Source organism: Enterobacter sp. CCUG 70166 (assembly GCF_020224095.1).
GTDB lineage: Bacteria > Pseudomonadota > Gammaproteobacteria > Enterobacterales > Enterobacteriaceae > Enterobacter > Enterobacter intestinihominis.
In genome coordinates this window covers 24,160-37,306 of record NZ_NRIQ01000028.1, presented here as the reverse complement: position 1 = coordinate 37,306, position 13,147 = coordinate 24,160, and the positions used below count along the sequence as shown (strand labels likewise).

Below are 13,147 nucleotides of genomic sequence, written 5' to 3'. Positions count from 1 at the left end.
GCTCGTCTTACTCAAAGCTACAGGCGCGATATTCTACGTGAAAACAAAGTAAACGGCAGGTCAAACAGAGTATCTTTGCAAATATTTTTTCACATTGGTGTCAAGCGGCTGAGAGGCGGCAAAAAAATCCCCCTGACCGCCCGTCACGCCGCGCTCTGTCAACATCTGCCATTCACTGCGTGAACGTACGCCTGCGGCAAATACTTGCGTTTGCGTTCCTTTGCACGCCTCCACCAGGCTTTGTACCAGCAACTGGTTTTCCGTGCGCTTTTCGATATTCCTTACCAGACCCGGATGCAGCTTCAATAATTCGACATCCAGCTCTTTGATCCAGCTGGTGCTGACCAGGGTAAGACCCGCCTGTGTTACCGCCACGCGAGCCCCAAGCGCATTGATTAAACGCACAACCGAGCGCAACCGGCTGATGTGTTGACCTACATCTGCCTCTGCAAGTTCAAAAATAATGCGTTTGCGTTGCGATTTTTCGCATTGCATTAACGTGTCACGTAACCAACGCTGAAAACGCGGACGGATCAGCGATTCGACGGTCACCTGTAAAGCCAGATTTTCTTCAGGCCAGTACGATAAAAACGGAATGAGGCGGGTGATTTGCTGGCGGTCATACTCTTCGGACAATCCGAATTGCAGCACCATCGGCAAATACTCTGCGGAGATAACCTCCTCGGTCCCATCAAAAATACGGCACATCAGCTCACGATGATGGACATGACCATTTTTTATGACCGCCGGTTTTTGATAGATGCGCGGTCCACCCCGGCTCAGCATCTGTTCAATCAGGGTTCGCCAGCGTACGTTACCGCGCCCTTTTTCCGGTAGCGTATCATCATAGACCGCCCAGCCGTTCGCCCCCTGCAATACGGCGTTGCGCGTGGCCGCTTCTGCATGTTCCATCACCTGCTCCGTCGACTGACCGCCGCGCCAGGCACAGATGCCCATATGCACCATGTCGTCGCGGTCGAGCATTTTGCTCTGGGGTAGCGCATCGACGGCTTTCAACAGCTGGCTGGCGATACTCTCGGACTCCTTTAAGGTGCGATGCGGCAGCAAGACAGCAAAGTCGCTGCGGTGGTAGCGTGCCAGTAACGCGCCGGGGTAGCGCATAATAAAGGTGGACAGCAGGTTAATCAGCGTGAAGAGGTTCTCTTCCGCCACGCGCTGGCCCCAGGTATCACGGAGCAGATCGAAGTCGGGCAGGCGAATCATCATTACCACGCCATGCGTCCCCACCTTTTCGGGATCATCAAGAAGCGTAGCCAGCTGATTATCAAAGAAGAGACGGTTGTTAAGGCCCGTTTTGTTATCCTGCGCGGCGTAGGAGCGAATCAACGTGTCCATACGGCTACGCTGATCGCTGGCAAACTGGATTTCGGAGAGCAGCACGTCCAGGGCGCTACTGGTACGTGATGGCCATTCATAAACCGATCCCCGTACCTGCGGACCCCGCTCGCCATTCAGTATTCGCACCGAGCGTGTTTCCAGCAGTTCCTGGCCGGAAAGTTGACGACGCTGCCAGCGAACGGCGAGGAAAATCAGCAGGACGATCAAGGCAACGGCGATGGTTAAGGGCGCGGTGGTCATGAGCGAGCGTAAATAGTTGCTCATCGGATCCTGGTACATCAGATGGATTGTCATACCCGGATGTTTAAGTGAGCGTACCGTTATGTCCCGATACTGATCTACCGTGCCGGCAGGACGGTAGCTGCCCTGACGGGTATGGCTGAAAACGGTCTGCTTCCCCTGTTTAATGTCGATCTGCACGATATCCACAGGCACCATTAACTCATCCAGTTCACGCGAAAGTGCCGGGAAGGAGGTTGTAATCAGGCGAGTGTCGATAACCGATGCAACCGATTCTACCCGGTTAACCAGCTTATCCTGGATGGCATTATAAAAGCTCAGCGAGCAGCCGATTAGCGTGACAAATATGGTCAGTCCCGTCAGCAAGGTGATAAAAGCTGAGAACTTCGTCGTTAATCGCATCCTTGAGATTACTCCGTGGGTTGAAGGGGTCGCAAGTGAGCGCTAACTTGCATTTCAAATGCGGCATACTACCAAACCTGGTGTATCTGGCAATTTATTGCGTTAAATCGGCACTGCGTTTCATTGAGCGAGTATAGTCTTCAGTACATATTTTCCCATCATCAATCCTAGTGAGGACCCTGTATGCAGGCTTTGATCTTAGAACAGCAGGACGGCAAAACCGTTGCCTCGGTGCAAGCCATTGACGAGAGCCGCCTGCCGGAGGGCGACGTGACCGTAGATATCGACTGGTCAAGCCTGAACTATAAAGATGCACTGGCCATTACGGGAAAAGGTAAAATCATCCGAAATTTCCCAATGGTGCCAGGCATCGACTTGGCTGGACGCGTGCATACCAGTGAAGATCCGCGTTTTCACGCCGGACAGCAGGTGCTGCTCACCGGCTGGGGCGTAGGTGAAAACCACTGGGGAGGACTGGCAGCGCAGGCGCGCGTAAAAGGTGACTGGCTGGTCCCGATGCCGAAAGGCCTGGACGGCCGTAAGGCGATGATCATCGGCACGGCAGGTTTCACCGCCATGCTCTGCGTGATGGCGCTGGAAGAGGCCGGGATCCGTCCTGACTCTGGCGAAATTGTCGTGACCGGCGCCAGCGGTGGCGTGGGCAGCACGGCCGTCACGCTGCTGCACAAGCTGGGGTACCTGGTCGCCGCCGTCTCTGGCCGCGAAAGTACGCATGATTATCTACGTCAGTTGGGCGCAAGCCGTATTCTGAGCCGCGACGAATTCGCCGAGACCCGTCCGCTGGAAAAACAGGTCTGGGCTGGCGCTGTAGATACCGTCGGCGACAAAGTGCTGGCGAAGGTGCTGGCGCAAATGAATTACGGTGGCTGCGTGGCGGCCTGTGGTCTGGCGGGTGGTTTTGCCCTGCCGACGACGGTGATGCCATTTATTCTGCGTAACGTGCGTCTTCAGGGTGTCGATTCGGTCATGACCCCAGCCGAGCGGCGGGCTGAGGCCTGGGAACGTCTGGCGCGGGATCTGCCAGCCTCATTCTATGAGCAGAGCGCCACTGAGATTACCCTGAGCCAGGCGCCAGAGTACGCCAATAAAATCATGGACAACCAGTTCCACGGTCGTGCGCTGGTTAAAATCGCCTAATCTTCAAATTTTCGTGACATATTCGCGCTAACCCTCCTCCTCCGTCATGCTTAGAAAAACGCCTGACGGAGGATGCCATGAAAACCCGAAAACTGACGGAAGCAGACGTAACGTCCGAGTCTGTCTTTATGCTACAGCGTCGCCAGATCCTGAAAATGCTTGGCATCAGCGCCACTGCCCTGACGCTCACCCCTGCGGCCCACGCCGATCTGCTCGACTGGTTTAAGGGCAATGACCGCCCGAAAGCCCCCTCTGGCGCACCGCTTAACTTCACCAAACCGGCGCAATGGCAGAATAAACTGACGTTGACGCCGGAAGATAAAGTCACCGGCTATAACAACTTCTATGAGTTTGGCCTTGATAAGGCCGATCCTGCCGCCAACGCCGGGAGCATGAAAACCGATCCCTGGACGCTGAAGATTGATGGCGAAGTGGCAAAGCCGCTGACGCTGGATCATCATGACCTCACCACCCGCTTCCCACTTGAAGAACGCATTTACCGTATGCGCTGTGTGGAAGCCTGGTCGATGGTGGTGCCGTGGGTAGGTTTCCCTTTGCATAAACTGCTGGCGCTGGTTGAGCCCACCAGCAACGCGAAGTATGTTTCTTTCCAGACGCGCTATGCCCCGGACGAGATGCCAGGCCAGAAGGATCGGTTTATCGGCGGCGGGCTGGAGTATCCCTACGTTGAAGGTTTACGTCTCGACGAAGCCATGCATCCGCTTACGCTGCTCACCGTCGGGGTTTACGGCAAAGCGCTGCCGCCGCAAAACGGGGCGCCCATTCGCCTGACCGTACCGTGGAAATACGGTTTCAAGGGCATCAAATCGATCGTCAGCATTAAGCTCACCCGTGAACGCCCACCCACCACCTGGAACCTCGCAGCGCCAGATGAGTATGGTTTTTTTGCCAACGTTAACCCGCACGTTGATCATCCACGCTGGTCGCAAGCGACGGAACGTTTTATCGGTTCCGGCGGCGCGCTGGATGTTAAACGCCAGCCAACGCTGCTGTTTAACGGCTATGCAGATGAGGTGGCATCCCTCTATCGTGGGCTGAATTTACGGGAGAACTTCTAAGTGCGTTTAACGGCAAAGCAGATAACCTGGCTGAAGGTACTCCTGCATTTAGCCGGATTGCTCCCCTTTATCTGGCTCTTTTGGGCAGCCAGCCAGGGACAGTTCAGTGCCGATCCGGCTAAAGATATTCAGCATTTTACGGGTCGGATGGCTCTGAAATTTTTGCTGGCGACCTTGCTCGTCTCACCGCTTGCGCGCTACGCTAAACAGCCATTGCTAATACGTACCCGTCGGCTTTTGGGGCTATGGTGTTTTGCCTGGGCGACGCTGCATCTCACCAGTTACGCCCTGCTGGAACTGGGCATTAACAACCTGGCACTCCTTGGCAGCGAACTGGTTACGCGTCCTTATCTGACGCTGGGTATCGTAAGCTGGCTGGTTTTACTGGCACTGACGCTGACATCCACGCAGTACGCGCAGCGAAAAATGGGACGGCGCTGGCTACTGCTGCACAACTTCGTCTATCTTGTCGCGATCCTCGCGCCCATCCATTACCTGTGGTCGGTGAAGATATTATCTCCTCAGCCGGTCATCTACGCCCTGCTGGCATTGGCCCTTTTAGCATGGCGTTACAAGAAGTTCCGCCAGTGGGTACGATAGTCCACGAAACTGTGCGTTTTCCCGCAGATTATTTATCAGCCGCGAATCTTTTTCGGATAGCGGTTGATAATCTTCCCTGATAAGACCAGTATTTAGCTGCCAAATGCTACGAAATCGTTATAATGTGCGACTTCGGTTTTCCGGACAGGGGTTTTTGGCCTCTGAAAGGGTGACAATTGCGTGTTGAGGGTATATGTTGTTTTTTACCCGAAAATCGCAGGAGATAGCGGCACAATGGCTGACAAATTCCAAATTTTAGTATTGAACGGACCGAACCTGAACATGCTCGGCACCCGTGAGCCAGAGAAGTACGGCACGCTGACATTGAGCGAAATTGTTAACCGTCTGGGTACGGAAGCAGCCTCGCTGAATGTGGATTTGGACCATTTTCAGTCAAACGCGGAGTACGCAATCATCGACCGTATTCATCAGGCTAAAGACACTGTGGACTATATCCTGATCAATCCGGCCGCGTTTACGCACACCAGTGTTGCTATACGCGACGCACTGCTCGCGGTGAGTATCCCGTTTATCGAGATCCATCTGAGTAACGTGCACGCCCGAGAGCCGTTCCGCCACCATTCCTACTTGTCAGATATCGCCGCTGGCGTGATATGTGGGCTGGGTGCAGACGGCTATTCATACGCTTTACAGACAGCGGTAAAACGCTTGTCACAATCACACTAAACAAGAGTACGGAACCCACTCATGGATATTCGTAAGATTAAAAAACTGATCGAGCTGGTTGAAGAATCAGGCATCTCCGAACTGGAAATTTCTGAAGGCGAAGAGTCTGTACGCATCAGCCGTGCAGCCCCAGCCGCTAGCTTCCCGGTAATGCAGCAAGCTTATGCTGCGCCAGTGCAGCAGCCTGCGCTCACCGCAGCCGTTGCACCAGCAGCAGAAGCCGCACCTGCAGCAGCTGCAGAAATCAGTGGTCACATCGTACGTTCCCCAATGGTTGGTACTTTCTACCGCACCCCGAGCCCGGACGCGAAAGCGTTCATCGAAGTGGGTCAGAAAGTCAACGTAGGCGATACCCTGTGCATCGTTGAAGCCATGAAAATGATGAACCAGATCGAAGCAGACAAATCAGGTACTGTGAAAGCGATTCTGGTCGAAAGTGGTCAGCCGGTAGAATTTGACGAGCCGCTGGTCGTCATCGAGTAACGAGGCGAACATGCTGGATAAAATTGTTATCGCCAACCGTGGCGAGATTGCACTGCGTATTCTTCGTGCCTGTAAAGAACTGGGCATCAAGACCGTGGCCGTGCACTCAAGCGCGGATCGCGATTTAAAACACGTATTGCTGGCGGATGAGACGGTCTGTATCGGTCCGGCTCCGTCCGTAAAAAGCTATCTGAACATCCCGGCGATCATCAGCGCCGCCGAAATCACTGGCGCGGTCGCGATTCACCCGGGTTATGGTTTCCTCTCTGAGAACGCCAACTTTGCTGAGCAGGTTGAACGCTCTGGCTTTATCTTCATTGGCCCGAAAGCCGACACCATTCGCCTGATGGGTGACAAAGTGTCTGCCATCACCGCGATGAAAAAAGCCGGCGTGCCAACCGTACCGGGCTCTGACGGCCCGCTGACCGACGATATGGATGCTAACCGCGCCCATGCTAAACGCATTGGCTACCCGGTTATCATCAAGGCGTCTGGCGGCGGCGGCGGTCGCGGTATGCGCGTTGTACGCAGCGATGCTGAACTGGCGCAGTCCATCTCCATGACCAAAGCGGAAGCGAAAGCGGCTTTCAGCAATGACATGGTGTACATGGAAAAATACCTGGAAAACCCACGCCACATCGAAATTCAGGTGCTGGCTGACGGTCAGGGCAACGCGATCTATCTGGCTGAACGTGACTGCTCCATGCAGCGTCGTCACCAGAAAGTCGTCGAAGAAGCGCCAGCGCCGGGCATTACGCCGGAACTGCGTCGCTACATCGGTGAGCGTTGCGCCAAAGCGTGTGTCGATATCGGCTATCGCGGGGCGGGTACCTTTGAGTTCCTGTTCGAAAACGGCGAGTTCTACTTCATTGAGATGAACACCCGTATTCAGGTTGAACACCCGGTGACCGAAATGATCACCGGCGTTGACCTGATCAAAGAACAGCTGCGTATCGCAGCCGGTCAGCCGCTGTCCATCAAACAGGAAGAAGTTGTGGTTAAAGGCCATGCGGTAGAGTGCCGTATCAACGCCGAAGACCCGAACACCTTCCTGCCAAGCCCGGGTAAAATCACACGTTTCCACGCGCCGGGTGGCTTTGGTGTGCGCTGGGAGTCCCATATTTACGCCGGTTACACCGTACCGCCGTATTATGACTCAATGATCGGTAAGCTGATCTGCTACGGCGAAAACCGTGACGTGGCCATTGCCCGCATGAAGAACGCCCTTCAGGAGCTGATCATCGACGGGATCAAAACCAACGTAGATCTCCAGATGCGCATCATGAGCGACGAGCACTTCCAGAATGGTGGTACTAACATCCACTACCTGGAGAAAAAACTCGGTCTGAACGAGAAGTAAGAGACCAGTGTTGCTAAAAGGCCGGATTATCCGGCCTTTTTTATTTCTGGGGATCGCAAAGCCCCATCATGTACAATCCCCGCTTTCTTCATCCACAAGGGACAAAAAATGGACAAACGTTTTGTTCAGGCCCATAAAGAAGCGCGCTGGGCGCTGTGGCTGACCCTTCTCTATCTCGCTGCATGGTTAGTAACTGCTTACTTACCTGATTCAGCGATTGGCATTACCGGCCTCCCGCACTGGTTTGAAATGGCCTGCCTGCTGCTGCCGCTGGTGTTTATTGTGCTGTGCTGGGCGATGGTGAAATTCATCTATCGCGATATCTCCCTGGAGGACGATGATGCAGCTTGAAGTCATTCTGCCGCTTGTCGCTTACCTGTTCCTGGTGTTTGGCCTGTCGGTTTATGCGATGCGTAAACGTTCAACCGGTACCTTTCTGAACGAGTATTTCCTCGGGAGCCGCTCAATGGGGGGCGTCGTGCTGGCCATGACGCTGACCGCTACTTACATCAGCGCCAGCTCGTTTATCGGTGGCCCGGGCGCCGCTTATAAGTACGGACTGGGCTGGGTACTGCTGGCCATGATCCAGCTGCCTGCCATCTGGCTCTCTCTGGGCATACTGGGTAAAAAGTTTGCCATTCTGGCCCGTCGCTACAATGCCGTGACGCTGAACGATATGCTGTTTGCCCGCTATCAGAGTCGCTTGCTGGTATGGCTGGCAAGCCTGAGTCTGCTGGTGGCGTTTATTGGTGCGATGACGGTGCAGTTTATCGGCGGCGCACGTCTGCTGGAAACGGCAGCCGGGATCCCCTACGAGACGGGTCTGGTCATTTTCGGTGTGAGTATCGCGCTGTACACCGCGTTTGGCGGGTTCCGTGCCAGCGTTCTGAACGACACGATGCAGGGAATGGTGATGCTCATTGGCACACTCGTTCTGCTGGTGGGTATCGTGCATGCCGCAGGGGGCCTGAGCCATGCGGTTGAAACCCTGGAAGCGATCGATCCGAAACTGGTCTCGCCGCAGGGGGCGGATGACATCCTCTCTCCAACCTTTATGACCTCGTTCTGGGTGCTGGTGTGCTTTGGCGTGATTGGCCTGCCGCATACCGCCGTGCGCTGCATTTCATATAAAGACAGCAAAGCGGTACACCGCGGGATTATTATCGGGACAATTGTGGTGGCAATCCTGATGTTTGGTATGCACCTTGCGGGCGCGCTGGGACGCGCGGTGATTCCTGACCTTACCGTACCGGATCTGGTCATTCCAACCCTGATGGTGAAAGTACTTCCGCCGTTTGCTGCCGGAATTTTCCTCGCCGCACCCATGGCGGCCATTATGTCGACCATCAACGCTCAGTTGCTGCAAAGTTCCGCTACGATCATTAAAGATCTCTATCTGAATTTGCGCCCTGAACAGGTCGAAAATGAGCGACGCCTCAAGCGCATGTCGGCGGTGATTACCCTGGTGCTGGGGGCGTTGCTGCTGCTGGCCGCGTGGCGTCCACCGGAGATGATCATCTGGTTGAACCTGCTCGCCTTTGGCGGGCTGGAAGCCGTTTTCCTGTGGCCGCTGGTGCTGGGGCTGTACTGGGAACGCGCGAATGCCGCGGGTGCATTAAGCGGCATGATTGTCGGGGGCGTCCTGTATGCCGTTCTCGCCACGTTGAAAATTCAGTATCTTGGCTTTCACCCGATCGTGCCTTCGTTACTGTTAAGTTTACTGGCGTTTGTGGTGGGTAACCGTTTTGGCCGTCCCGTTCCACCCGCCACCCTGATTTCTACTGATAAATAAAGAGTTTTGCCATGCCGTGGATCCAATTGAAACTGAACACAACCGGCGCGAACGCCGAAGAACTGAGTGATGCGCTGATGGAGGCCGGTTCGGTCTCTATCACGTTCCAGGACACGCATGACACGCCGGTCTTTGAGCCGCTACCAGGCGAAACGCGCCTGTGGGGTGATACGGACGTTATCGGCCTGTTCGATGCAGAAACCGACATGAAAGAGGTCGTGGCGATTCTGGAAAACCATCCGCTGCTGGGCGCGGGTTTCGCGCATAAAATCGAACAGCTGGAAGACAAAGACTGGGAACGCGAGTGGATGGACAACTTCCATCCAATGCAGTTTGGTCAGCGTCTGTGGATCTGCCCAAGCTGGCGCGACGTTCCCGATGAAAATGCGGTCAACGTAATGCTGGATCCGGGTCTGGCGTTCGGCACCGGTACCCACCCGACAACCTCCCTGTGCCTGCAATGGCTGGATGGCCTGGATCTGGAAGGCAAAACCGTGATCGACTTCGGTTGCGGATCCGGGATCCTCGCTATCGCGGCGCTGAAACTGGGCGCGGCAAAAGCCATCGGGATCGACATCGATCCGCAGGCGATTCAGGCCAGCCGTGATAACGCCGAGCGTAATGGTGTTTCCGATCGCCTTGAACTGTATCTGCCTGATGCACAGCCAGAGGCCATGAAAGCCGATGTGGTGGTCGCGAATATCCTGGCTGGCCCGTTACGCGAGCTGGCGCCGTTAATCAGCGTGCTGCCGGTTGAAGGCGGTCTGCTGGGCCTGTCCGGTATCCTTGCCAGCCAGGCAGACAGCGTCTGTGAAGCCTACGCCGATCTCTTTGCGCTCGACCCGGTTGTCGAGAAAGAAGAGTGGTGTCGCATCACCGGTCGTAAAAAATAAGCCTTTGGCGTGGTCGTCTGACCACGCCTTTTTCCTTCGGTTTTTTCTCCCCCCTTCATCCTTTCTTCGATAAAATAACCACACAAATCACAATGTTACTCATTGATTTGGATAATAAAATTCACAGGAAGAATACGATGAAACACATTTCAGGCAAGGCAGCGCTGCTGGCGCTGAGCGTGATTTCGGCTTCAACTTACGCCTCACACTGGAGCTATCAAGGAGAAGGCGCACCGGAACACTGGGGCGAACTGGACGAGGCGTACAAGACGTGTAAAAGCGGGATGTATCAGTCGCCGGTTAACATTGATAATACGGTCAAAGCTCACATCTCTCCGCTGGAAACGCACTATATCGACGGCCCGGTCACCCTGACAAACAACGGCCATACTATCCAGGCGAGTGAAAATGCCGATACACGCGACAGCATCACGCTTGATAAACAGACCTGGACATTACAGCAGTTCCATTTCCATGCGCCTTCCGAAAACACGGTGCACGGTAAAAAATACGCAATGGAAATGCATCTGGTCCATAAAAACGCTGACGGCGAACTGACGGTCGTTGCCGTTATGTTCGATCAGGGCGCGGCAAACGCTGCACTGGATAAACTCTGGGGCGTGATGCCAGGGCAGGTTGACCAGAACGTTACAATTAAGCCAACCCTCGATATGAATAAATTACTGCCTGCGGATAAAACCTACTGGCGTTTTAGCGGCTCCCTGACCACGCCACCGTGCTCAGAAGGGGTGACATGGTTGGTGCTCAAGCATCCGCTGACCGTCTCTGCTGAACAGCTGCAAAAATTCACTCACACTATGCACCACGAAAACAGCCGCCCGGTTCAGCCGCTTCATGGCCGTCTGGTTGTTGAATAAGCCGATGTTTTGCGCTGATATCCTGTGCTGAAATGCGACGCAGATCGCAAAGAAGCGCCATAATCTGCTGCATATCGCAGCAGATTATCCCGGCCAATTGATTCATTTATTCAGAAATGATGAGAAGTTACGGGAAATTGTAAGCGCCCACAAAATGTTCATTTCTTCATAACACAATGATTTAAATAGCGAATAATCTTATCCGAAAAGAATGACTGGCGATTCCTTGATCTACAACAGAGGATTGTTCAAAGTTTGGCCTTTCATCTCGTGCAAAAAATGCGTAATATACGCCGCCTTGCAGTCACAGTATGGTCATTTCTTAACTCATGCGCATCGGACACCACCAGCTTAGAAATCGCCTGATCGCAGCCCCAATGGCAGGTATTACCGACCGGCCGTTCAGGACGCTGTGCTACGAGATGGGAGCAGGATTAACCGTTTCCGAGATGATGTCGTCTAACCCGCAGGTTTGGGAAAGCGACAAGTCCCGCCTTCGGATGGTGCACGTGGATGAGCCAGGTATCCGCACCGTGCAAATTGCCGGAAGCGTGCCTGAAGAGATGGCAGATGCCGCGCGTATTAACGTGGAAAGTGGCGCCCAGATTATTGATATCAATATGGGTTGCCCGGCCAAAAAGGTGAATCGCAAGCTTGCAGGTTCAGCCCTTCTGCAATACCCCGACCAGGTGAAGTCAATCCTGACGGCGGTTGTCAGCGCAGTGGACGTTCCTGTTACGTTGAAGATTCGCACGGGTTGGTCGCCGGAACACCGTAACTGTGTAGAGATTGCCCAACTGGCCGAAGACTGTGGCATTCAGGCCCTGACCATTCATGGACGCACTCGCGCCTGTTTGTTCAACGGTGAAGCTGAATACGACAGCATTCGGGCAGTTAAGCAGAAAGTTTCCATTCCGATTATCGCGAATGGCGACATAACTGACCCGCTTAAAGCCAGAGCTGTGCTCGACTATACGGGAGCTGATGCTCTGATGATAGGACGTGCCGCTCAGGGAAGACCCTGGATCTTTCGGGAAATCCAGCATTATCTGGACACTGGGGAGCTGCTTGCCCCGCTGCCTCTGGCAGAGGTTAAGCGCTTGCTTTGTTCGCATGTTCGGGAACTGCATGACCACTACGGCCAGGCAAAAGGGTACCGAATTGCGCGTAAACACGTATCCTGGTATCTCCAGGAGCACGCTCCAAATGACCAGTTTCGGCGCACATTCAACGCCATTGAGGATGCCAGCGAACAGCTGGAGGCGTTGGAGGCATACTTCGAAAATCTTGCGTAATGAAATAAAGAGCTGACAGAACTATGTTCGAACAACGCGTAAATTCTGACGTACTGACCGTTTCTACCGTTAACTCTCAGGATCAGGTGACTCAAAAGCCCCTGCGTGACTCGGTTAAACAGGCACTGAAGAACTATTTTGCTCAACTGAACGGTCAGGATGTTAATGACCTGTATGAGCTGGTACTGGCTGAAGTTGAACAGCCACTGTTGGACATGGTGATGCAATACACCCGTGGTAATCAAACCCGCGCTGCCCTGATGATGGGCATCAACCGTGGTACCCTGCGTAAGAAATTGAAAAAATACGGCATGAACTGATACATTTCAGCTATGTTATTGAATAAAAAGGCGCTACTCGGCATGGGGATGCGCCTTTTTTATTATTGTTTATACAGATGTTTATACAGCTTTGGCTGAACAAACAAAAAAGCACCAGAACAATTCTGATGCTTTATGCCTTTAGTAACCAAAGTGTTTAGTACTCAGGAAGGTTTTCTAAGTTATCCTTGGATGTACCATTAGGTCTAGTAGTAATGTAATCAGTACCGTTGACACGGTCCTTAACCACTTTTTGACCTTTCTTCCACTTACCGTCATCACCTTTGAAAATGGTGTAAAAGGTATAGCCGCTATCGATTTTATTCACTACCCACTGCCGTGTTTCTGATGTCCCTTCTCCAACAGTATCGCCATTATCGACATGCACATACACATGGGTAATGTGAGTGTGTTTATCGTTATATCGGACTTTAGAAATAAGGTAATCAGCCCATTTATCAGTCATATTTCACCAGAAGTTTGAACAGGAAAAGCCCTGCAATACATTTATAAACAACAAAACAGACTCTTCCTATTCCACGACAGCAATGTAGTGATCTAGAGCAATTTTATATTCCTGATAACCTCAAGATAATTCTGC

The 13,147-nt window shown here is 53.4% G+C and carries 14 protein-coding genes; 12 read left to right on the top strand and 2 right to left on the bottom strand.

The window, feature by feature from the left end:
* Positions 1 to 60 precede the first annotated feature (60 nt).
* The gene (gene csrD / locus CKK19_RS12410; protein ID WP_022649564.1) at positions 61 to 2,001 is read right to left on the bottom strand and encodes an RNase E specificity factor CsrD; all 1,941 of its coding nucleotides are present in this window, start codon (positions 1,999 to 2,001) and stop codon (positions 61 to 63) included.
* Between the two features lie 183 nt (positions 2,002 to 2,184).
* Between csrD and CKK19_RS12405 the strand changes: the two genes are divergently transcribed.
* The 12 genes from CKK19_RS12405 to fis all read left to right on the top strand — a co-directional run bounded on the left by CKK19_RS12405 (position 2,185) and on the right by fis (position 12,546).
* A complete protein-coding gene (locus tag CKK19_RS12405; RefSeq protein ID WP_063853581.1) occupies positions 2,185 to 3,159 on the top strand; it encodes an MDR family oxidoreductase in 975 nt (324 codons plus the stop codon).
* Positions 3,160 to 3,236: 77 nt separating this feature from the next.
* Positions 3,237 to 4,238, top strand: coding sequence for a protein-methionine-sulfoxide reductase catalytic subunit MsrP (msrP, locus tag CKK19_RS12400; RefSeq protein ID WP_032626457.1), 1,002 nt, complete (start codon positions 3,237 to 3,239; stop codon positions 4,236 to 4,238).
* Positions 4,239 to 4,838 (top strand): protein-methionine-sulfoxide reductase heme-binding subunit MsrQ, encoded by a 600-nt coding sequence (gene msrQ, locus CKK19_RS12395; RefSeq protein WP_063853580.1) that lies wholly within the window; start codon positions 4,239 to 4,241, stop codon positions 4,836 to 4,838. It abuts the gene before it with no gap.
* A 234-nt stretch (positions 4,839 to 5,072) separates the two neighbouring features.
* Complete coding sequence (gene aroQ, locus CKK19_RS12390) at positions 5,073 to 5,525, top strand: type II 3-dehydroquinate dehydratase (RefSeq protein WP_022649568.1); 453 nt, start codon at positions 5,073 to 5,075, stop codon at positions 5,523 to 5,525.
* Positions 5,526 to 5,546: 21 nt separating this feature from the next.
* Complete coding sequence (gene accB / locus CKK19_RS12385) at positions 5,547 to 6,008, top strand: acetyl-CoA carboxylase biotin carboxyl carrier protein (RefSeq protein WP_063853579.1); 462 nt, start codon at positions 5,547 to 5,549, stop codon at positions 6,006 to 6,008.
* 10 nt (positions 6,009 to 6,018) lie between these two features.
* Positions 6,019 to 7,368, top strand: a complete 1,350-nt coding sequence (gene accC, locus CKK19_RS12380; protein ID WP_003860388.1) for an acetyl-CoA carboxylase biotin carboxylase subunit — start codon at positions 6,019 to 6,021, stop codon at positions 7,366 to 7,368.
* A gap of 108 nt (positions 7,369 to 7,476) precedes the next feature.
* A complete protein-coding gene (locus CKK19_RS12375; RefSeq protein ID WP_022649569.1) occupies positions 7,477 to 7,719 on the top strand; it encodes a YhdT family protein in 243 nt (80 codons plus the stop codon).
* Positions 7,709 to 9,160, top strand: coding sequence for a sodium/pantothenate symporter (panF, locus tag CKK19_RS12370; RefSeq protein ID WP_022649570.1), 1,452 nt, complete (start codon positions 7,709 to 7,711; stop codon positions 9,158 to 9,160). Before CKK19_RS12375 ends, panF begins: the two co-directional genes overlap by 11 nt.
* 11 nt (positions 9,161 to 9,171) lie before the next feature.
* Positions 9,172 to 10,053, top strand: coding sequence for a 50S ribosomal protein L11 methyltransferase (gene prmA / locus CKK19_RS12365; protein WP_022649571.1), 882 nt, complete (start codon positions 9,172 to 9,174; stop codon positions 10,051 to 10,053).
* A 137-nt stretch (positions 10,054 to 10,190) separates the two neighbouring features.
* Positions 10,191 to 10,931, top strand: coding sequence for a carbonic anhydrase (locus CKK19_RS12360; RefSeq protein ID WP_023298748.1), 741 nt, complete (start codon positions 10,191 to 10,193; stop codon positions 10,929 to 10,931).
* Positions 10,932 to 11,260: 329 nt separating this feature from the next.
* Complete coding sequence (gene dusB, locus CKK19_RS12355) at positions 11,261 to 12,226, top strand: tRNA dihydrouridine synthase DusB (protein ID WP_006812176.1); 966 nt, start codon at positions 11,261 to 11,263, stop codon at positions 12,224 to 12,226.
* Positions 12,227 to 12,249: 23 nt separating this feature from the next.
* Positions 12,250 to 12,546: a DNA-binding transcriptional regulator Fis gene (gene fis, locus CKK19_RS12350; RefSeq protein WP_000462905.1), complete on the top strand. Its 297-nt coding sequence runs from the start codon at positions 12,250 to 12,252 to the stop codon at positions 12,544 to 12,546.
* Positions 12,547 to 12,703: 157 nt separating this feature from the next.
* On the opposite strand, the gene CKK19_RS12345 is transcribed toward fis, so the two are convergent.
* Positions 12,704 to 13,012 carry a DUF3892 domain-containing protein gene (locus CKK19_RS12345; RefSeq protein WP_001547818.1) on the bottom strand — a complete coding sequence of 103 codons (309 nt, stop codon included), beginning with the start codon at positions 13,010 to 13,012 and terminating at the stop codon, positions 12,704 to 12,706.
* Positions 13,013 to 13,147: the final 135 nt, after the last annotated feature.

Bases quoted from the DNA above. Each gene is read 5' to 3' on its own strand.
- csrD (WP_022649564.1), bottom strand. From the start codon at position 2,001: ATGCGATTAACGACGAAGTTCTCAGCTTTTATCACCTTGCTGACGGGA.
- CKK19_RS12405 (WP_063853581.1), top strand. From the start codon at position 2,185: ATGCAGGCTTTGATCTTAGAACAGCAGGACGGCAAAACCGTTGCCTCG.
- msrP (WP_032626457.1), top strand. From the start codon at position 3,237: ATGAAAACCCGAAAACTGACGGAAGCAGACGTAACGTCCGAGTCTGTC.
- aroQ (WP_022649568.1), top strand. From the start codon at position 5,073: ATGGCTGACAAATTCCAAATTTTAGTATTGAACGGACCGAACCTGAAC.
- accB (WP_063853579.1), top strand. From the start codon at position 5,547: ATGGATATTCGTAAGATTAAAAAACTGATCGAGCTGGTTGAAGAATCA.
- accC (WP_003860388.1), top strand. From the start codon at position 6,019: ATGCTGGATAAAATTGTTATCGCCAACCGTGGCGAGATTGCACTGCGT.
- CKK19_RS12375 (WP_022649569.1), top strand. From the start codon at position 7,477: ATGGACAAACGTTTTGTTCAGGCCCATAAAGAAGCGCGCTGGGCGCTG.
- panF (WP_022649570.1), top strand. From the start codon at position 7,709: ATGCAGCTTGAAGTCATTCTGCCGCTTGTCGCTTACCTGTTCCTGGTG.
- prmA (WP_022649571.1), top strand. From the start codon at position 9,172: ATGCCGTGGATCCAATTGAAACTGAACACAACCGGCGCGAACGCCGAA.
- CKK19_RS12360 (WP_023298748.1), top strand. From the start codon at position 10,191: ATGAAACACATTTCAGGCAAGGCAGCGCTGCTGGCGCTGAGCGTGATT.
- dusB (WP_006812176.1), top strand. From the start codon at position 11,261: ATGCGCATCGGACACCACCAGCTTAGAAATCGCCTGATCGCAGCCCCA.
- fis (WP_000462905.1), top strand. From the start codon at position 12,250: ATGTTCGAACAACGCGTAAATTCTGACGTACTGACCGTTTCTACCGTT.
- CKK19_RS12345 (WP_001547818.1), bottom strand. From the start codon at position 13,012: ATGACTGATAAATGGGCTGATTACCTTATTTCTAAAGTCCGATATAAC.